The sequence below is a fragment of the Nonomuraea sp. NPDC050680 genome (genome assembly GCF_040654555.1).
GTDB lineage: Bacteria > Actinomycetota > Actinomycetes > Streptosporangiales > Streptosporangiaceae > Nonomuraea.
Window position 1 is genome coordinate 23041 of the sequence record NZ_JBFAIF010000007.1, and the last position, 19321, is coordinate 42361.

17 protein-coding genes and 1 tRNA gene are annotated in these 19321 nt (G+C 68.5%); 17 read left to right on the top strand and 1 reads right to left on the bottom strand.

All coding sequences use genetic code 11. From position 1 onward, the window contains the following. The first annotated feature begins 48 nt into the window (after window positions 1–48). On the top strand, window positions 49–1818 hold the full coding sequence (locus AB0H88_RS24470; RefSeq protein ID WP_357648084.1) for a serine/threonine-protein kinase: 1770 nt from the start codon (window positions 49–51) through the stop codon (window positions 1816–1818). A gap of 33 nt (window positions 1819–1851) precedes the next feature. On the opposite strand, the gene AB0H88_RS24475 is transcribed toward AB0H88_RS24470, so the two are convergent. Further along, window positions 1852–2883 (bottom strand): M48 family metallopeptidase, encoded by a 1032-nt coding sequence (locus AB0H88_RS24475; protein ID WP_357648086.1) that lies wholly within the window; start codon window positions 2881–2883, stop codon window positions 1852–1854. 120 nt (window positions 2884–3003) lie between these two features. Between AB0H88_RS24475 and nadD the strand changes: the two genes are divergently transcribed. From nadD to AB0H88_RS24555, 16 genes are all read left to right on the top strand, one after another. Continuing rightward, window positions 3004–3621, top strand: coding sequence for a nicotinate-nucleotide adenylyltransferase (nadD, locus tag AB0H88_RS24480; RefSeq protein ID WP_357648087.1), 618 nt, complete (start codon window positions 3004–3006; stop codon window positions 3619–3621). Window positions 3622–3712: 91 nt separating this feature from the next. Next, entirely contained in the window at window positions 3713–4108 is a 396-nt protein-coding gene (gene rsfS, locus AB0H88_RS24485; RefSeq protein ID WP_357648089.1) for a ribosome silencing factor, read from the top strand. Next, window positions 4105–4728, top strand: coding sequence for a histidine phosphatase family protein (locus AB0H88_RS24490; RefSeq protein ID WP_357648091.1), 624 nt, complete (start codon window positions 4105–4107; stop codon window positions 4726–4728). The genes rsfS and AB0H88_RS24490 overlap by 4 nt, the downstream gene beginning before the upstream one ends. A 152-nt stretch (window positions 4729–4880) precedes the next feature. Next, complete coding sequence (locus AB0H88_RS24495; RefSeq protein ID WP_357648093.1) at window positions 4881–5810, top strand: TetR/AcrR family transcriptional regulator C-terminal domain-containing protein; 930 nt, start codon at window positions 4881–4883, stop codon at window positions 5808–5810. A 65-nt stretch (window positions 5811–5875) separates the two neighbouring features. Beyond that, window positions 5876–5948: transfer RNA gene (locus AB0H88_RS24500), tRNA-Ala, on the top strand. 1036 nt (window positions 5949–6984) lie between these two features. After that, a complete protein-coding gene (locus tag AB0H88_RS24505; protein WP_357648095.1) occupies window positions 6985–7371 on the top strand; it encodes a hypothetical protein in 387 nt (128 codons plus the stop codon). 1 nt (window position 7372) lies between these two features. Then, entirely contained in the window at window positions 7373–7960 is a 588-nt protein-coding gene (locus AB0H88_RS24510) for a TetR/AcrR family transcriptional regulator (protein WP_357648097.1), read from the top strand. Between the two features lie 221 nt (window positions 7961–8181). Beyond that, entirely contained in the window at window positions 8182–11337 is a 3156-nt protein-coding gene (locus tag AB0H88_RS24515) for a DUF4082 domain-containing protein (protein ID WP_357648099.1), read from the top strand. 206 nt (window positions 11338–11543) lie between these two features. Further along, entirely contained in the window at window positions 11544–12083 is a 540-nt protein-coding gene (locus tag AB0H88_RS24520; RefSeq protein WP_357648101.1) for a dihydrofolate reductase family protein, read from the top strand. Window positions 12084–12238: 155 nt separating this feature from the next. After that, on the top strand, window positions 12239–13174 hold the full coding sequence (locus AB0H88_RS24525) for a GNAT family N-acetyltransferase (protein ID WP_357648103.1): 936 nt from the start codon (window positions 12239–12241) through the stop codon (window positions 13172–13174). Then, on the top strand, window positions 13171–13917 hold the full coding sequence (locus AB0H88_RS24530; RefSeq protein WP_357648104.1) for a PIG-L deacetylase family protein: 747 nt from the start codon (window positions 13171–13173) through the stop codon (window positions 13915–13917). Before AB0H88_RS24525 ends, AB0H88_RS24530 begins: the two co-directional genes overlap by 4 nt. Next, window positions 13914–15524, top strand: coding sequence for an ABC transporter substrate-binding protein (locus tag AB0H88_RS24535; protein WP_357648106.1), 1611 nt, complete (start codon window positions 13914–13916; stop codon window positions 15522–15524). The genes AB0H88_RS24530 and AB0H88_RS24535 overlap by 4 nt, the downstream gene beginning before the upstream one ends. Then, window positions 15521–16501, top strand: a complete 981-nt coding sequence (locus AB0H88_RS24540; protein WP_357648108.1) for an ABC transporter permease — start codon at window positions 15521–15523, stop codon at window positions 16499–16501. Before AB0H88_RS24535 ends, AB0H88_RS24540 begins: the two co-directional genes overlap by 4 nt. Next, entirely contained in the window at window positions 16498–17325 is an 828-nt protein-coding gene (locus tag AB0H88_RS24545; protein WP_357648110.1) for an ABC transporter permease, read from the top strand. The genes AB0H88_RS24540 and AB0H88_RS24545 overlap by 4 nt, the downstream gene beginning before the upstream one ends. Next, window positions 17322–18308 carry an ABC transporter ATP-binding protein gene (locus AB0H88_RS24550; RefSeq protein WP_357648112.1) on the top strand — a complete coding sequence of 329 codons (987 nt, stop codon included), beginning with the start codon at window positions 17322–17324 and terminating at the stop codon, window positions 18306–18308. The genes AB0H88_RS24545 and AB0H88_RS24550 overlap by 4 nt, the downstream gene beginning before the upstream one ends. Then, window positions 18305–19306 carry an ABC transporter ATP-binding protein gene (locus tag AB0H88_RS24555; protein ID WP_357648114.1) on the top strand — a complete coding sequence of 334 codons (1002 nt, stop codon included), beginning with the start codon at window positions 18305–18307 and terminating at the stop codon, window positions 19304–19306. Before AB0H88_RS24550 ends, AB0H88_RS24555 begins: the two co-directional genes overlap by 4 nt. Window positions 19307–19321: the final 15 nt, after the last annotated feature.

Sequence of the window (19321 nt, forward strand, 5' to 3'; positions counted from 1 at the left end):
CAACGCTAGGGTGTTGACCCTTATGGGCGCGCCGGGCGGGGAGGGACGGTGACCAAGCTCGGCAAGGTCGGGCCGTACACCCTGCTCGAGAGGCTCGGTCGGGGCGGCATGGGCGAGGTCTATCTCGCCAGCTCCCGTCGCGGTGAGCGTGTCGCCCTCAAGGTCCTGCACGACCTGGCCGAAGACACCTCCATGCGGGTCAGGCTCGAACGCGAGGTCCGGGCGCTGCGCCGGGTCGAGAGCCCGTACGTGGCCAAGGTGGTGGACGCCGACCTCTCGTGCGAGCGGCCCTACCTCGTCATGGAGAACATCGAGGGCGCCACACTGCTCGACCGGGTGCGCCACAGCGGCCCGCTCAACATGACGCAGCTGGTGGAGCTGGCACAGGGCATCGCCACCGCGCTCGCGATCATCCACGCGGCCGGCGTGGTGCACCGCGACCTCAAGCCCGCGAACATCATCATGGGCGCCGAGGGCCCGGTCCTCATCGACTTCGGCATCGCGCAGGTGGTGGACGCCACCCGGCTCACCCTGACCGGTACCTTCCTCGGCACGCCCGGCTACACCGCGCCCGAGATCTTCGCCGACGAGCACGTCGACTCGCCCGCCGACATCCACGCGTGGGCGGCGACGGTGGCGTTCGCGGCGACCGGGCGGCCGACGTTCGGGCGGGGGACGGCCGAGGCGCAGATGTACGCGGTGCTCAACGGGCAGGCCGACCTCAAGGGCGTACCGGTGGCGTTGCTGTCGCTGGTGCGGGCCGCGCTGAACCGGGAGCCGGGCAAGCGCCCGACGGCCGCGCTGCTCGCCGACCGCCTGTCCCGGCTGGCCAAGGCGACCAGCCCCGCCGAGCCCGATCCCGCCCGTGCCGTCTCCATGGCTGAGGAGGGCGTCGCGGTACGTGGCCGAGCCGTTGAGGAGGCCAAGCCGCGCAGTCGTACGGCAGAGGAGGCGAAAACCCGCAGCCGCACGGCGGAGGAGGCCAAGCCGCGTAGCCGGACCGGTGAGGAGGCCAAGCCGCGCGGCCGGACGGTGGACGACGGGAAGGTGCCCGCGCCGCGGACGCGGACGAACGCGGACGGGAAGCTCCCGATGCCGCGAGGCCGTACGAGTACGGACGGGAAGGTGCCCGCACCCCGGAGCCGCACGAGCGCGGATGGAAAGGGCACGGGGCCACGGCTCCGTACGGGCGAGGGCATCAAGGCCACGCCTGTACGGAGCCGCACGAAGGCCGTGACCGGGAAGCCCCGGACGCCGGGCACGCGCAACACCGGACTCAGGTCGGAGTCGGGCTCCACCACGTTGCCCGCGGGCAACGCCGCGCTGTTGCTGCTCGCGGTGCTGGCCGTGCCCTGTGTGGTGGCGTCGGTGATCTGGCCGATCGCCACGATCGGGATCACGGCCGCGTTCGTGCTGCTGACCAGGACGCTCTGGATGAGCCACTGGATGGTCAGGAAGCGGGTCTCGCGCCGGGTCAGGGTGACCCTGCGCGTGGTGCTCTTCCCGTTCGCGTTCACCGGTGCGACCGCGACCGCCGTGGTGTGGCCGGGCGTGCCCGTCGCGGTGGCGGCGGGTGGTGCGCTCTGGCTGATCGGCGGTGGCCAGATCGATGCCGACTGGTGGCAGCAGCCCGCGCCGGTCACCGCCGCGGGTGTCGTGTTCGGGATGCTGTGCGGCGGCATCACCGGACGCGAGATCGAGCGGGTCGGCGCCCATCTGCCGGACCTACGCAGGGAAGGGCTGCGCGCACTGGCCGTGCTGGGCGGGTTCGTCGCCCTGTGCGCGGCTGCGGTGCGCGCTATCGCGCTGCTTCTGTGACCCGGCTTGACCGGCTGCTTGACCGGCTGCGGGCTAGCCTTGGCCGCCGTCGCGGCGCGAGAAACGGTTGAAGATGCGCTCGCCCGCGTTGACCGCGCCCTCTGCCACGTCGCGCAGCACGCCGATGAACGGATCCTGCGACTGGGACCACGACGCGCGGTAGGACTCGGCCGCGGCCTTGATCTCGTCGGTGACCCGGGCGCTGGCGTCGTCTTCCCTGCGCGGGTAGTCGCCGCCGAGGATGCGATCGTACTCGCCGCCGCGGTGCCACTTGTCCAGTTCGGCCACGCGCACCACGGCGAACGGGTGGGTGGTGCCGAGCAGGTTGAGCACCTTGAGGAAGCCGTCGCGCAGGTCGCCCGCGGTGTCGTATTCCTGGTACTGCTCCAGGAACGCCTCGATGTTCATCTCGTGGGTGTAGGCGCCGCCGGCGAGCTTCATCAGCGCGCGCTTGGCCGCGTCCGGGTCCTGGCCGGTGAGCAGGCCGCCGCGGTCGGAGGAGAGCTCCGACTTGCGGTACCACTCCTCCAGGCCCGCGACGATCGCGCGCAGGCCGATGTAGCCGAGCGGGATCCAGGCCACACGGGTGGCCAGGCGGGTGAGGATGTCGAGCATTGTCCGGTAGACGGCGTGGCCCGACAGGATGTGCGAGGTCTCGTGACCGATGACGAAGCGCTGCTCCTCCTCGTTCATGAGGTTGAGCAGGCCGGTGGTCACCACGATGAACGGGTCGTCGAAACCGATGGCCTTGGCCTGGACCTGCGGGTCCTGCTGGACGTAGATCTCAGGGATCCGGTGCAGGTCGAGGACATAGGCGGCGTCGCGGCCCATGTCGTAGAGGGAGCGGAACTGGGTCTCGCTCACCCGCACGGCCGACGCCAGGTACATCAGGCGCAGGCGGCGCTCGCTGATGAGGCCGGACATCTGCTTGAGAACTGTGTCGAACCCACTCAACTTACGCAGAGCGACCAGCGCGGACCGGTCTGCGGGGTGTTCGTAGGCACGAGACGAGATGCCGGGCAATTGGACGCGGTTGCGGTCCGGGGTGGTCGTCATGCCCGGCATGCTACGTCGGCAGCCGGGACGGCGCGCGTTCATCACCGGGGTTCGTGGCGGGGTTGGTGACCGCTTTGGACATCGGGGGGTGCCATGTTCGTGTCGATAGCCGCCGCGTAGGGTCCTTTCATGATGAACGCGCCGAGTGTCCAGGGAAAGCGACGCGTGGGAGTGATGGGTGGGACGTTCGACCCGATTCACCACGGTCACCTGGTCGCCGCCAGCGAAGTGGCTCACCACTTCAATCTCGACGAGGTCGTCTTCGTGCCCACAGGCCGGCCGTACCAGAAGTCGGAGCGCGAGGTGTCCGCGCCCGAGGACCGCTACCTGATGACCGTGATCGCGACCGCGTCGAACCCCCGCTTCTCCGTGAGCCGGGTGGACGTCGACCGGCCCGGGCCGACCTTCACCATCGACACGTTGCGTGAGATCTCCGCGATCTACGGACCTGAGGCACAGCTCTACTTCATCACCGGAGCCGACGCCCTCGGCGCGATCCTCAGCTGGCAGGACGCCGAGGAGCTGTTCGAACTGGCCCATTTCGTGGGCTGTACGCGGCCCGGCCACACGCTGCACGATCCGGGCCTGCCGCCGGGGAAGGTGACGTTGCTGGAGATCCCCGCGCTGGCCATTTCCTCGTCGGAGTGCAGGCAGCGGGTGGAGAAGGGTGAGCCGATCTGGTATCTGGTGCCGGATGGAATCGTGCAGTACATCAACAAACGCGGCCTTTACCACGCAGAGGGCTGAAGGTGCTCGTGCCGTACGTGGGGCTCTGGAGCGGTAACGGGTACCCTCAACATAGGGGCATGTTGCCGACACAGGAGGACCGACCCGCATCGTGACCGCATCCGAAAGAGCCGTCCAGCTCGTCCAGATCGCCGCCGAGGCCGCGGCCGACAAGCTGGCCGATGACATTCTCGCCTACGACGTGAGCGAGCAACTCGTCATCACCGACGCGTTCCTGCTCTGCTCCGCCACGAACGACCGCCAGGTCCGCGCCATCGTCGACGAGATCGAAGACAGGCTGCGCATCGAGGCCGACGCCAAGCCGGTACGCCGCGAGGGTGAGCGCGAGGGCCGTTGGGTGCTCCTCGACTACCTCGACATCGTCGTACACGTGCAGCACGAGGAGGACCGCACCTTCTACGCGCTGGAGCGCCTCTGGAAGGACTGCCCGGCCATCCCGCTCCCGGAGAGCGTGGCGCAGGCCAACATCCAGCGGGCTCGCACTTGAGCAAGAGGATCGTCTGCCTCAGGCATGGCCAGACGCTGTGGAACGTGGAGCACCGCTTCCAAGGTCATTCCGACATCCCGCTCGACGAGACCGGTGTCGCCCAGGCGGCCAGGGCCGCCTCCCTACTGGCCTCGCTGCGGCCCACCGTCATCGTCTCCTCCGACCTCCAGCGGGCCAACGACACCGCGCTGGCACTGGGCCGGATCGTCGGTCTCGAGGTGTCGGTCGACAAGGACCTCCGCGAACGCGGCGGAGGTCAGTGGGAGGGCCTGACCCGCGACGAGATCGCCGCCCGCTGGCCGAGGGAGTACGTGGACTGGGAGGCCCCCGACGGCGAGCCGGTCGCCGACGTGGCCGGCCGGGTGGCCGTCGCCATGCGCCGCTGGGCGGACCGGCTCGACGACGACGGCCTGCTGGTCGTGGCCTCGCACGGGGCGGCGCTGCGGCTGGGCATCTGTGAGTTGCTGGGGCTGCCCGAGGAGCTCTGGCCGGCGCTGGGCGGGCTCGGCAACTGCTCCTGGTCGGTGTTGCAGGAGGGGCGTAAGGGGTGGCGGCTGCTCGAACACAACGCGGGCACGCTGCCTGAGCCGGTCAACAGCGACGACCGTCCGGACGCCTAGCCCCGCCTGGCCCTGGGCCTGCTGTGCGAGCCTGGGGCTGCTGCGTGAGCGGATTCTTCCGGCAATAGCGGATTTGTAGCTCTAGTGCGAGTGGCGGAGGGGATGTGGTGTTATTTCGTCTTAGTGCGCTAGGGCGATGAGGAGACTTCGCGGTGGACCGAGGTGAGGTGCCTTACCTCCGGATCGTCGGCGAGCTGCGGCGGCGGATCGCCGCAGGGGAGCTGGCGGTGGGGGACAGGATCCCTTCCACCCGGCAGATCATGCGTGACTGGGGAGTGGCGATGGCCACGGCCAGCAAGGTGATCGGAGCGCTTCGGGACGAAGGGCTGGTACGTCCGGTGCCCGGGATCGGCACCGTGGTGGTCTCCCACGTTGATGTTGTGCCCGATGCGGAGGGTTCAGCCGACGGCGGTGGGGGGTTGGAGTCCGCCCCTGCGGACCTGACCAAGCAGCGCGTCCTCGGCGTGGCCATCAAGATCGCCGACGGTGAAGGGCTCGCCGCCGTCTCCATGGACCGGCTCGCCACCGAGCTCGGTGCCTCGCTCCTGTCGCTTCATCGGCACGTACGAAGCAAGGACGAGCTCGTACACCTGATGGCGGACGCCGCCTACGGCGAGATTCCGCTGCCCGCACAGCCGCCGCCCGGTTGGCGCGCCCAGCTTGAGGTGTCGCTGCGGCTTCAGTGGCGCCTCCACCGCCGCCATCCCTGGCTGTCCCAGGCCATCCCGCTCACCAGGCCCGAGTTCGTCCGCAACGCAATGGCGCACACCGAATGGATCCTGCGCGCCATCGACGGCCTCGGCCTCACTCCCAACGCCATGCTGCACGCCAGCGTGTCCCTGGCGGGGTTCGTACGAGGGGTCGCGGCGCCCCCGGAGGCCGACGATGAAGGGATGGCGGCGGTCAGGGAGGGACAGCTGGCCGAGGTGCTCTCCTCCGGCGGCTTCCCGACCATGGCCCGGGTCATCGTGCAGCCGGGACTCGACCTCGACCTGGACACGCTCTTCGAGTTCGGGCTGCGGCGCCAGCTGGACGGGCTGGCCGTACTGGTGGCCAGTGCGGCCCAGGGACGGCGCGATTAGGCGAATCGTAGCGATGGCTGTAAGCTCTCGGAGCGCCGTAACGAGCCAGCTCGTCGCGGTGACCAGGGGCTATAGCGCAGCTGGTAGCGCACCTCCATGGCATGGAGGGGGTCTGGGGTTCGAATCCCCATAGCTCCACTCGTCGGCGGGGTTGTATTGGTCGGCTCGCCCCCCTTCGGGGGGCTTCGCTTCCCCGTGGCCTCCTCGTTGTTTACCCCGGGGGATAACCCCCGGACCCCCAGCGTCGGGCTAATTGGCCTTCGCTTCGCTCCGGGCTGTTTTCTTTTTTCCCGATTGGCTTCGCCTCTTTTGGCGCTTCGCGCTTTCGGGCTTCAGGCGTTTTCTTCCAGTCGGGCCTGGTCCCGACCCCTGTACGTCCTCGCTTCGCGCGGGCTGTCTTATTTAGGCGCTTCGCCCATGCTGAGGGAAGAGGAAGGCGGTCTGTCGCCGGGAACGGGAGCGGGTGGTTCGGCTGTGGTCCTTGGAAGGGCCCCTCGGGGGAGGGTGGAACGGATACGCGGCGAACGTTCGTGGACGCCGTACAAGTGCTTCAGAGGGTGTACCAAACAGGGGGCAGCGGCACCGACAGGACGGTGCCGTTCAGCCTTCCCGCCAGGACGTCCACCGCCGTTGTGACCCGGGCTGGGCGCGTCGGCAACTCGGTGTGGTTTCTCACCCGCTCAGCCGGGTTCGCCCACGTAGGAGAGCACGACGAGATCGTCGATCGCGAGGAACGGCGAGACCGCGACCGCGACCAGTCCCACCTTCATAGAGAAGTCATGACCTTCACCGGAATGACGCCGACCGCGTAGCCGCTCTCTGCCGCTACCAAGGCGGCGCCATGGCCGGCGGTGGGCCGCGTGGTCGAAGCGGATGAGCTGGGCGACACGCTTGGGCGCGCACGCGTCGAACGACTGGTCGCCGAGATCGGATGGGCCGCAAGCGCCTTTGGTTCCGGTTCTGCGCCCAGGTCCGCCTCACGCCCTTGACCGGCCACCATCTGTCCCCCGGAGAAGGCGGCTTCCGGATCGACGGCTCCGGCTGCGTCGGCCCGAGCGCAGGGCCAGGGCGTCTTGGACACATGTTCCGTTCTGTGGTCAGCGCCACGGGACTTGGCGGCGACTCGATCCGACGACCCTTGCGGTTTGTTATCCGTCCGTATAAATTTATACGCATGGATAAGAAACCGTGGAATCTGGTCCGGATGCTCTTCGTCGCCGTGCTCGTCATCTCGATCGCGACGCTGGGCGTGGCCGCCGTCATCGGTGGCAACTGGGTGGTGTGGCTGCGCGGGGCCGCCGTGGCCGCCGCCTCCGTCTGGCTCGTGGCCCTGGCCGGGCAGGCCGCACGCGGCAAGCGATCGGCCTACCTGCGCATCCGCTTCATCAGCTTCGCCGCGCCCATCGGAATCGTGCTCATCCTCCTCGCGCCGGACAGCGGCTATCCCGGCTGGATGAAGGCGGAGCAAGGGGTGGTCGGCGTCCTGGTCGCCGCCGTCGCGGTCATCGTCAACCGCCGTGCCGTACGTGAGGCGTACCCGAAGCGTGGCAAGCTGGGGTGATATGCAGACCTCCGGAACTCGTCGTGAGGCCACCGAGGCCCGCAGAGCCCAGATCGCCTCCGCCACCATCGCCGTGCTCGCCGAGCGCGGCTACGCGGAGACCACGTTCGAGGCCATCTGCGAGCACGCCGGGCTCAGCAGCAAGAGGCTGATCTCCTACCACTTCTCCAACAAGGAGCAGCTTTTCGAGGCCGTCGTGAGTCAGGTCATCACCGACGCGGCCGCCTTCATGCGTCCGACGCTGCAGGCCGCCTCCGGAGCCGATGCGCAGTTGGAGGCATTCATCCGGGCCAACATCGCCTTCATCGCCGCCCATCCTGAACACGTGCGCGCAGTGCAGCAGATCGCGCACAACCAGGCGTTCGCGGGTGATCACGAGCGGGACGCCGCGATCGCCAGGCTGGTGGCGCTGTTCACGGATGGGCAGCGTACGGGGGTTTTCAGGGCGTTCGACGGCGTGCTGATGGGCACGGCCCTGCGTGCGTCGATCGACGCGATGGCCGATCGCATCGTGGATGGCCTCGACCCGGACCACTGCGCCAACGAACTAGTCGAGATCTTCGGCCGGGCGACAAGAGCTGGATTTTAAAAGATCCGTTGTGCCTTGGCCGCCGCGCGGGCGGGTTGCCGGGATTTTCCTCGTTATAAGCGGCGACACGCCCATTTCATAAGAGCTGCTGTCGTATCACCGCTCGCTCCAGAAGTAACCAGTCCGGCCCATAGCATTCCTCACTGAGTCGATGATCTTGACGGCTTGCGCCGTCTTCTATCCGGCTCTGTTGCGTGGGGTACTGCGACCGGGGGTGGCACATGTCGGAGCGTGAGAAGAAGGCCCGGGGGAGGCGTCGGCTGCCCTGGGCTGGGCTGGTCGTCGCCATGGTGGCCGGCCTGGTGTGCGGGCCAGGGGGCGGATCCGGTGCGGAGGCGCGCATGGTCCGTGCGGGTACGGCCTCGGCCGGCATGCCCGCCGCGAAGGCCCCTGCGGGTACGGGCCATGCGGAACCGGCGCCGAGCGCGTCGGGCTTCGCGGCCCGTGTCGCGAAAGGGACCCGCCGGCAGGCGCGGGAGGCCCGTTCAGGAGAGCCGGTCGGCGGCAGGAGAGCCGCCGCTGTCTGCCCGCCGACCTCCGTCATCTGCATAGAGAACAACAAGCCCGGCAACCCCGCCAGCGAATGGGATATCTCGGGAGCGGGCAGCGGCACCATCCAGGGCTATGCGACGCAGATGAGCGTCAATCACGGGGAGACCGTGCTGTTCAAGGTCGACACCGTGGCGAGCGATTATCGCCTCGACATCTACCGCATCGGCTATTACGGCGGAATGGGAGCGCGAAAGATAACGACGGTCCAGCCGTCCGTCCCCCTGCCCCAGTCGCAGCCCGTATGCGCGGAGGACACCTCGACCGGGCTCATCGACTGCGGGAACTGGGCGGTGTCGACCTCCTGGGCGGTGCCCAGCGACGCCGTCTCCGGGGTCTATATCGCGAAGCTGGTCCGGGAGGACGGAACGACCGGTGCCAGCCACATCATTTTCGTGGTCCGGGACGACACCAGGGGCTCGGACGTTCTTGTGCAGACCTCCGACACGACCTGGCAGGCCTACAACAGGTACGGCGGGAACAGCCTCTACTTCGGCAATCCCGTGGGCCGCGCCTACAAGGTGAGTTACAACCGTCCGTTCAAGACACGCGACCCCTTCTCCATGGACGCCCCGGAGACCTTCTTCTTCAACGCCGAATACCCCATGGTCCGATGGCTTGAGGCCAACGGATATGACGTGAGCTATTTCAGCGGCGTGGACAGCGTCACGCGCGGTCAGGAACTGCTGGAGCACAAGGCGTTCCTCTCCGTCGGGCATGACGAGTACTGGTCGAACCAGATGCGCAACACCGTGGAGACCGCCCGCGACGGCGGCGTGAACGTGGCCTTCTTCTCCGGCAACGAGATCTTCTGGAAGACCAGATGGGAACCGAGCATCACCGGCGCGATGACGCCGTTCCGGACGATGGTCTGCTACAAGGAGACGCACGCCAACGCCAAGATCGACCCCAGCCCGGAATGGACCGGGACATGGCGCGATCCGCGCTTCTCACCGCCGTCGGACGGAGGCAGGCCGGAGAACCGCGTGAGCGAAACCTTCTTCAGGATCAACGGCACCGTCAACGACGCGATGACCGTTCCGGCGGAGTACGGGCCGATGCGGTTCTGGCGCAACACGTCCGTGGCAAGCCTGCAACCTGGGCAGACTGCGACGTTCCCGGCGGGAACGCTCGGGTTCGAATGGGACGAGTCCCCGGACAACGACTTCACGCCGCCGGGGACGGTGCGGCTCTCCCAAACGACGCTGTCCTCGACCAACAAATTCCTGCTCGACTTCGGTAGCACCTACGGTGCCGGGACCGCGACGCACAATCTGGCGTTCTCCAAGGCGCCGAGTGGCGCGCTGGTCTTCGGCGCCGGAACGGTCCAGTGGGCGTGGGGCCTGGACAGTGTCCATGACCGCGCGGGCACCCCCACAGATGTCCGGATGCAACAGGCGACGGTCAACATCCTGGCCGACATGAAGGCCCAGCCGGCCAGCCTCCAACCGGGGCTGGTAGCGGCGACGGCGTCGACCGACACCATCCCTCCGACCTCGACGATCACGGCTCCGGCCGCCGGCGAGAACGTAGCGCCTGGAACCATCCAGGTCCAGGGAACGGCGGCCGACACCGGCGGAGGCGTGGTGGGCGCCGTGGAGGTGTCGGTCGACGGCGGCGCCACCTGGCGCCAGGCGACGGGCCGAGCCACCTGGCAGTACGCATGGACGATCCAAGGCAGTGGCGCCAAGACGATCATGGTGAGGGCGGTCGACGACAGCGGCAACATCCAGTCGCCCGTCACGACGAGGACGGTCAACTCGACCACGGACTGCCCCTGCAGCCTCTGGGCGTCGTCCACGGTGCCCTCCGTGCCCGCGGCCGATGACACGAGCCCGGTCGAAGTCGGGGTGAAGTTCCAGACCTCGACGTCGGGCACCATCTCGGCGCTCAGGTTCTACAAAGGCGCCAGCAACACCGGTACCCACGTCGGGAGCCTGTGGACCAGCGGTGGCCAGTTGCTGGGAAGGGCGACGTTCACCGGTGAGACGGCGACCGGCTGGCAGCAGGTGAACTTCGCGACCCCGGTCTCGGTGAGCGCCAACACCACCTATGTGGCCTCGTACTTCGCGCCCAACGGTGGATACGCCAGGGACGTCTCGTACTTCTCGACCGCGGTCGTACGGGGTCCTCTCACCGCCCCGGACAGTGCGAGCAGCGGCGGCAACGGCGTGTACACCTACTCGGGGAGCAGCGTCTTCCCCAGCAAGACCTACTCGGCGACCAACTACTGGGTGGACGTCGTCTTCAACACCTCCGGCCCCACGCCCACGCCCACACCAACGCCCACACCAACGCCCACGCCGACTCCCACCCCGACCCCGACGCCGACGCCGACGAACAGCCTGTGGACTGACTCGACGATTCCGGCGGTGCCGTCAGCGGACGATCCGGTGGCCCTCGCGCTGGGCGTGAAGTTCAGGGCGACGACGAGTGGGCGGATCCTGGGGGTCCGGTTCTACAAGGGGGCGCAGAACACCGGGACCCATACCGGGTACTTGTGGACCAGCGCCGGGCAGTTGCTGGCGTCCGGGACGTTCGCCAATGAGACGGCGAGCGGCTGGCAGCGGATGGACTTCGCCACGCCTGTCACGATCGCCGCCAACACCACCTATGTGGTCTCGTACTTCACGACCTCGGGGAACTACGCGGTGGACAGGCAGTATTTCGCCACCCAGTACACCAACGGTCCGCTCCTCGCTCTGGCGAGCGGCGCGGGAGGAGGCAACGGCGTGTATCGGTATGGCGCGACGAACGGCTTCCCGTCGAAGAGCTACCAGGCCAGCAACTACTGGGTGGACGTGGTGTTCACCGCGGGCACGGGGTAGTCAGCGGGGTCAAGGCGTTGGAGGCAGGCGGACGGGCCGGTGGAATGAGCCGGTTCCGTCCGGGCTGTCATAGCGTTCCTTCCGGGAGAGACCGCCTTCCACGATCCCGGACTGTTCGCGGTTTTCGGGCTGCCGCCGACGCACCGATGAGTTTTCGCGCGAGCCTCGGTCTCATCAGTGTCAACCATGATTGATGGAGGTACGTCGTGAGCAAGCTGCTGTATTCGTGCACCATGTCGCTGGACGGGTTCATCGCGGGGGCAGGTGGTGACATGTCCTGGCTGACCGAGCACATCGGGCCCAACCCGCTGGTGGACGAGGTCATCGGCAAGATCGGTGCCTTGCTCGTCGGCAACCGCACCTTCCGCGGCGACGATCCGCACAGGGGCACCGACAAGGAGGGCAAGCCGTTCGGCGGGGGATGGACCGGACCGCAGTTCGTGCTCACCCACCACGCGCCGGACACGCCGGTGCCGGGTGTCACCTTCGTCGGGGACCTGGACGGCGCCGTCGCCGCCGCCAAGGCCGCCGCGGGGGACAAGTATGTCAACGTCCTCGGCGCCGACACCGCCCGGCAGTGCCTCGAGGCCGGTGTGCTCGACGAGATCCTCGTGTTCATCGCGCCCGTCCTGCTCGGCGACGGGGTCCGGCTGTTCGACCGGCCGGGCGGGGCCGACGTCAAGCTCGAACGCCTGAGCCTGACCAGCGCGCCGCAGGCGACGAACCTCTGGTTCCGCGTCCTCTGACCGGCCGGATCAAGGTCAACGTTACATATTTACCGGAGGCGAAAGTAATTTTCTAGGTCTACACCGTCGGGGAAAATTTTTTCCTGATACCTCTTGACCTGGGCCTTAATCACTGGGGAGGGTGGGAAAGCAGAGCCCAGGGTGAAAGGACCCCCATGGTCACTGTCCGCGCGTTCGCTTCGGGGGACGAGATCTCCCTCATAGACGCCTGGAATCGGAGCATGCCAGGCGACCCCACGACCTCCGGGTGGTTCCGCGACTGCGTGCTGCTCGACCCCAACTTCGACCCCGAGGGCCTGCGGGTCGCCGTGATCGACGGGCAGGTGGCCGGCTGCGCGTACGCCGTGCGCCGGCTGACCCTGCTCGCCCCGGGCACCGACCTGGAGCCGGAGACGGGCTGGATCCCGTTCTTCTTCGTGGCGCCCGAGCACCGGGGGGCCGGGCTCGGGCGCCGGTTGCTCGGCGAGGCGGTCGCCTTCCTCGAAGCCCGGGGCAGGACCAAGATCGACTTCTCCTCCTACACGCCCAACTACGTGCTGCCGGGAGCCGACGCCGCGCTCTACCCCGACGGGTACCGGCTGCTGGAGGGGCTGGGGTTCGAGACGCTCTACTCGCCGGTCGCGATGGACCGCACGCTGGTCGGTTACGTGACGCCCGACGAGGTGCACGTGTTGCGGGCCAAGCGGGAGAGCGAGGGGTACGCCTTCCGCAGCCCGCGTGAAGGGGAGTTACCGGAGCTCATCCGGTTCGCGGCCGACGTCTTCAACCCGGACTGGGGCGAGGCGATCAGGCAGCACCGCGACACCAGGCGCATGATCATCGCGAAAAAAGCGGAAATAGTCGGGTTCGCGTTATACGGGGCTTACCGGGGGATCCCTGAGAGGTTCGGGCCGTTCGGGGTCGATCCGGACGAGCGAGGGACCGGGCTCGGCAAGATCCTTCTCCATCTGACCATGACCATGATGCGGGCCGAAGCCCTGCACAGCTCCTGGTTCCTGTGGACCGGCGAGGCCAGCCCGGCCGGTCGCCTCTACAGCAGGGCCGGCTACGAGGTCACCAGGCGTTTCCACGTGATGAGGCGGTCGGCGTGACCGATGTGCCTCCACGTGATGAAGCGGGCGAGGCGACCCATGTGCTCGCCATCGGTGCCCACGCGGGCGACCTGGACCTGACCGCGGGCGCCGTGCTCGCCCAGCACGTCCTGCGCGGCGACCGCGCGACGCTGCTGCACCTCACGCTCGGGGAGCGCGGCCATCCGCGCCTGTCCATCCCCGAGTACGCCGAGCAGAAGCGCGCGGAGGCGGAGACGTTCGCCCAGGCGATCGGCGCGGGCGTGCGCTTCCTCGACTACGAGGACGGCCTGCTGCCCGAGGACGAGGACGTCAAGATGCGGGTCGGCGACCTGATCAGGGAGCTCAGACCGGACGTCATCCTCACCCACTGGGGCGAGTCCATCCACAAGGACCACGCCCGCACCCACCGGATCGTGCAGGACGCCCGCTTCTACGGCGGCCTGAGAACACTCGAGCGCGAGCTGCCCGCGTACTGGGCGAGCGAGCTCTACTACGCGGACAACTGGGAGGACGCCGACGGCTACACGCCCGACGTGTTCGTCGACCTGTCCGACGAGGCCTACGAGGTCTGGTCGGAGGCGATCACGGGGTACGCGTACGCCCGAGGCGAGACGTACGGCTTCCCGTACGTGGACTACTACCGCGCGCTGACGATCGTGCGCGGCGCACCAGCCGGATTCCGCCGGGCCCAGGCGTTCGTCGCGCCGAAGGGCTCCCGCGATCTCCGGACGCGTCATCTCGGAAAGGCAGCATCTCAATGAAACGAATCCTGGTGGTCACCGCGGCTCTGGCCGTCGCGGTGGCCGGCTGTTCGAGCAGCGGCTCCACGAGCAAGAACACCGCCGGTTCGCCGCCGTTAGTCATTCACGCGGTGGACGCGGGCACCTTCCAGGAGGACTTCAATCCGTACCACCTGGAGAACGTGAACTTCGGCACGTCCGGGATGATCTACGAGACGCTGGAGTTCTTCAACAAGCTCAAGCCCGGCGAGGTCACCCCCTGGCTGGCTCTTGAGCACGCGTGGTCCGACGACGGCAAGACGATCACCTTCACCCTGCGTCCGGGGGTGAAGTGGACCGACGGGCAGCCGTTCACCGCCGACGACGTGGCGTTCTCCTTCGACCTGCTCGGCAAGAACGCCCAGCTCAACAGGAGCGCGCTGGAGATCGCGGGCACCAAGGTCCTCGCGCCGGACAAGGTGCGGATCACCTTCAAGTCCACCTCGTACGCCAAGCTCTACAACATCGCCGGCAACACCCCCATCGTGCCCAGGCACATCTGGGAGAAGCAGCAGGATCCGGTCACCTTCACCAACCCCAAGCCGGTGGGCACCGGGCCGTACAAGCTGTCGAAGTTCAGCTCGCAGCTCTACGAGATGGAGAAGAACCCCGGCTACTGGCAGCCGGGCAAGCCGGAGGTGCCGACGGTGAAGTTCCCCGCCTACACCGCCAACGCGGTGCAGACGGCGCTTCAGCAGGGGGAGCTCGACTGGGCGGGCGCGTTCGTGCCCGACATCGACAAGATCTACGTCCAGGGCAAGCCGGAGATCAACAAGTTCTTCTTCCCGCCCGAGGGGGTGGTGAACCTGCTGCCCAACCAGGCCAACCCGATCCTGGCCAAGCCCGAGGTCCGGCAGGCCATCAGCCTGGCCGTCGACCGGGACAAGATCGTCCGGGTGGCCGAGCGCGGCTACACCAAGCCGGCGCACCCGACCAGCGTGCCGATACCGGGCGGCGAGGCCTACCTGCCCGCGGAGTACAAGGACGCGGCCTTCAAGGTGGACCTCGAGAAGGCCAAGGAGCTGCTCAAGGGCGTCGACCCGGCCAAGCTGAGCTTCACCCTGCTGGTGCCCTCGCCGTTCACCGACTGGGTGAACGCCGCCCAGCTCATCAGGGAGGACCTGGCCAAGGTCGGCATCAAGGTGGACACGCGGGGCGTGGCGTTCGCGGACTGGGTGTCCAAGGTCGGCAAGGGTGACTACGACCTGTCGATCAGGGCCACGCCCTCCGGGCCCACGCCGTACTTCCAGATGCGTTCGATGCTCTACGGCGATCTGGCACAGCCGGTCGGCAAGCCGGGGACCGGCAACTACGAGCGGTGGAAGGACGCCGAGACCGACAAGCTGATCGACGAGTACGCGGCCACCGAGGACCAGGCCGCGCAGCAGAAGGCCGTCCAAGGGCTGGGCAAGATCATGGTGGAGAAGCTGCCGACGGTGCCGCTGTTCTACAGTCCGGCCTGGTCGCAGTACCGGACGAACAAGTATGTCGGCTGGCCCTCCGCGGAGGACCCGTACGCGATGCCCTCGCCGTACACCTCGCCCGACGCCGCCGTGGTCCTGCTCCACCTGAAGCCGGCGGCCAAGTGAGGTTTCTGGCCAGGCGGCTCGGGTTCTACCTGCTCACGGCCTGGGCCGCCGTCACGCTCAACTTCCTCATCCCCCGGCTCATGCCGGGGGACCCGGTCGAGCTGCTGGTCGCCCGGATGAGGGACAACGTGGACCCCGCCGCCATCGACGCGATGCGGCGGGCCTTCGGGATCAGCGACGCGAGCCTGTGGCAGCAGTATCTGGACTATCTGGGCAATCTCGCTCATGGGGAACTCGGCCGCTCGATCACCTTCTTTCCCACCGAAGTGTCCACGGTCATCGCCGACAGCCTGCCGTGGACGGTCGGACTGGTCGGTGTGGCCACGCTGATCAGCTACTTCGTCGGCACCTCGCTGGGCGTGCTGATGGCGTGGAAGCGCGGCACCTGGCTCGACGGGGTGCTGCCCGCCGCCACGTTCATGCACGCGGTGCCGTACTTCTGGGTGGCGCTGGCGCTGGTGTTCGTCTTCGGGGTGACGCTCCAGTGGTTCCCCGTCTCCCGGGCGTACGGGCTGGAGGTGGCGCCCGGCTTCACCGGGGAGTTCGCCACGAGCGTGCTCTACCACGCGACGCTGCCCGCCGTCACGATCGTGGTCGCCTCGATGGCCGACCGGATCCTCGGCATGCGCAACGTCATGGTGACCACGCTCGGCGAGGACTACGTGGTGATGGCCGAGGCCAAGGGGCTGACCAGCCGCCGGGTCATGTGGGCCTACGCGGCCCGCAACGCGATCCTGCCGAACATCACCAGCTTCGCGCTGTCGCTCGGCTTCGTGGTGGGCGGCTCGGTGCTGACCGAGATCGTGTTCTCCTATCCGGGAATCGGGTCGATGCTCCTCAAAGGCGTAGAGAACGAGGACTTTCCGCTCATGCAGGGCATCTTCCTCGTCATCTCGCTGGCCGTGCTCGTCGCCAACTTCCTGGCCGACCTCGCGTACGTGGTCCTCGACCCCCGCACCCGGCAGGAGGCCCAATGAAGATCAAGATCGGCGTGGGCATCCTCGCCTTCTTCGCGCTGATGGCGCTCTTCGGCCCGCTGCTCATCGGCGCCGACCCGGCCGCCACCAGCAACGACGGCCTGCAGGGCCCCTCGGCCGCGCACTGGCTCGGCACCACGCAGACCGGACAGGACATCCTCACCCAGATCGTGTACGGCGCCCGGATCTCGATGGGCGTCGGCCTGCTGTCGGCGGTGATCGCCACTGTGCTGGCCGTGGCGGTGGGCCTGGTCGGCGGCTACTTCGGCGGCGCGATCGACGAGACGTTCTCGGTGCTGACCAACATCTTCCTGGTGCTGCCCTCGCTGCCGCTGATCATCGTGCTGGCGGGTTACCTGCCGCAGCGCGGCGTCGCCTCGGTCGCGGTGGTGATCGCCGTCACGGGCTGGGCCTGGGGTGCCCGCGTGCTGCGCGCCCAGACCCTCTCGGTACGGCGGCGCGACTTCGTGGCGGCGGCCCGGGCCAGCGGCGAAGGGCCCTTGAGGATCATCTTCTTCGAGATCCTGCCCGTGCTGCTGCCCGTCATCGCCACCAGCTTCCTGGCCACGGTCGTCGGCGCGATCCTGGCCGAGGCCGGGCTGTCCTTCCTCGGCCTGGCCGACCTGTCGACCGTGAGCTGGGGGAGCATGCTGTATTTCGCACAGAACGGGCAGGCGCTGCTCATCGGGGCATGGTGGTGGTTCATCCCGCCGGGGCTGTGCATCGCGCTGATCGGCACCGGGCTGGCGCTGGTCAACTTCGGCATCGACGAGATCGCCAACCCCCGTCTGCGGACGATCAAGGTCCGGAAGGCCCGCGCATGAATGTCCTGGAGATCCGCGAGCTCAGTGTGGACTACCAGTCGGGCAGCGGCGCCGTGCACGCCGTCTCCGACGTCTCGCTCGACCTGCGCCGGGGCGAGATCCTCGGCCTGGCGGGCGAGAGCGGCAGCGGCAAGTCGACGCTGGCCAACGCCGTCGCCCGGCTGCTGCGCCCTCCGGCGGCGATCACCTCGGGCTCGGTCGTCTACCACCGCAGGGACGGCGAGCCGGTCGACGTGCTCGGGCTCGGCCGTGGCGAGCTGCGTGCCTTCCGCTGGAAGGAGCTGGCGGTCGTCTTCCAGAGCGCCATGAACGCGCTCAACCCGGTCAGCACGATCGGCGACCAGATCGACGACGTACTCCGCGTCCACGCCCCGCGCATGTCGCGCAAGGAGCGTGTCGAGCGGACGGTCGAGCTGTTGCGACGCGTCGGCATCGGCGCCGACCGGCGGCGCGGCTACCCGCACGAGCTGTCGGGCGGCATGCGCCAGCGCGCCGCGATCGCCATCGCGCTGGCGCTCAACCCCGAGATCATCATCATGGACGAGCCGACCACCGCGCTCGACGTGGTCGTCCAGCGGGAGATCCTCCACGAGATCAGGACGCTGCGGGAGGAGTACGGCTTCGCGGTCGTGTTCATCACGCACGATCTGTCCTTGCTCATGGAGATCTCCGACCGGATCGCCATCATGTACGCCGGCCGGGTGGTGGAGACGGGCTCGGCCAAGGCGCTGCACCAGGCGCCCAGCCACCCGTACACGCTGGGGCTGCTGCGCTCGTTCCCCCGGCTGCACGGGCCGCGCGAGGAACTGCTCGGCATCCCCGGCACCCCGCCGGACCTGCGCTCACTGCCACCCGGCTGCGCCTTCCATCCGCGCTGCCGGTTCGCCATGGACACGTGCTCGCTGCGCCGGCCCGAGCTGGTCCCGGGCGCGGAAGGGCAGGTCGCGTGCCTGCTGAACGACGACAAGGGGGTGCGCCAGTGAGCGGCGAGATCATCCTGGAGGGCCGGAACCTCACCAAGCACTTCACCGCGGCCCGTGGCCCGCGCGGCCGGTTCGGGAGGCGGCCCCCGGTGCGCGCGGTCGAGGAGGTGTCTCTGGCGCTGCGCGCCGGAACGGTGACCGCGCTGGTCGGCGAGAGCGGCTGTGGCAAGAGCACGGTGGCGCGGCTGCTCGCCCAGGTGTACCCGGCGACCTCGGGTGAGGTGCTGCTGCGTGGCGAGCGGGTGAAGGCGCACCGGGGGGCGGCGTTCCGCGACTACCGGCGGCAGGTACAGCTGATCTTCCAGGACCCGTTCGCGTCGCTGAACCCCTTCCACCGGGTCCGCTACCACCTGGCGCGACCGCTGCGCATCCACGGACATGTCCGCTCGGACGCGCACGAACAGGAGCTGGTCGCCGAGCTGCTCGAACGGGTCAGCCTCACACCGGTCGACCAGTTCATGGACAAGATGCCGCACGAGCTGTCGGGCGGGCAGCGGCAGCGGGTGGCGATCGCTCGCGCGCTGGCCGTGCGGCCCATCGCGCTCATCGCCGACGAGCCCGTGTCGATGCTCGACGTGTCGATCCGGCTCGGCGTGCTGCGGCTGCTGGAGAAACTGGCCGACGAGAGCGGGCTGGCGCTCCTGTACATCACGCACGACATCGCCAGCGCGCGGTACTTCGCCGAGGACATCACGGTCATGTACGCCGGGCGGCTCATCGAGAGCGGTGACGGCGAGACGCTCACCCAGTCGCCCGCCCACCCCTACACGAAGCTGCTGCTGGAGTCGGCGCCCGACCCTGACCGGGTGACGGCACCGGAGGCGAGGCGTCACGGCGAGCCACCGAGCCTGATCGAGCCGCCGAGCGGGTGCCGCTTCCATCCGCGCTGCCCGGTGGCGCTGCCGGTCTGCTCGGAGCGGGTGCCCGGCCGTACCGAGTTGGGCGAGGGGCACTGGACGCACTGCTGGCAGGCCGAGGAGACGGCGCTCCTGCGGTGAGCTCCCGCGGGTCGG

Excerpts from the sequence above, each read along its gene's own strand:
- nadD (WP_357648087.1), top strand. The coding sequence starts at position 3,004 with ATGATGAACGCGCCGAGTGTCCAGGGAAAGCGACGCGTGGGAGTGATG.
- AB0H88_RS24510 (WP_357648097.1), top strand. The coding sequence starts at position 7,373 with ATGCAGACCTCCGGAACTCGTCGTGAGGCCACCGAGGCCCGCAGAGCC.
- AB0H88_RS24550 (WP_357648112.1), top strand. The coding sequence starts at position 17,322 with ATGAATGTCCTGGAGATCCGCGAGCTCAGTGTGGACTACCAGTCGGGC.
- AB0H88_RS24545 (WP_357648110.1), top strand. The coding sequence starts at position 16,498 with ATGAAGATCAAGATCGGCGTGGGCATCCTCGCCTTCTTCGCGCTGATG.
- AB0H88_RS24515 (WP_357648099.1), top strand. The coding sequence starts at position 8,182 with ATGTCGGAGCGTGAGAAGAAGGCCCGGGGGAGGCGTCGGCTGCCCTGG.
- AB0H88_RS24525 (WP_357648103.1), top strand. The coding sequence starts at position 12,239 with ATGGTCACTGTCCGCGCGTTCGCTTCGGGGGACGAGATCTCCCTCATA.
- AB0H88_RS24475 (WP_357648086.1), bottom strand. The coding sequence starts at position 2,883 with ATGCCGGGCATGACGACCACCCCGGACCGCAACCGCGTCCAATTGCCC.
- AB0H88_RS24505 (WP_357648095.1), top strand. The coding sequence starts at position 6,985 with ATGGATAAGAAACCGTGGAATCTGGTCCGGATGCTCTTCGTCGCCGTG.
- AB0H88_RS24535 (WP_357648106.1), top strand. The coding sequence starts at position 13,914 with ATGAAACGAATCCTGGTGGTCACCGCGGCTCTGGCCGTCGCGGTGGCC.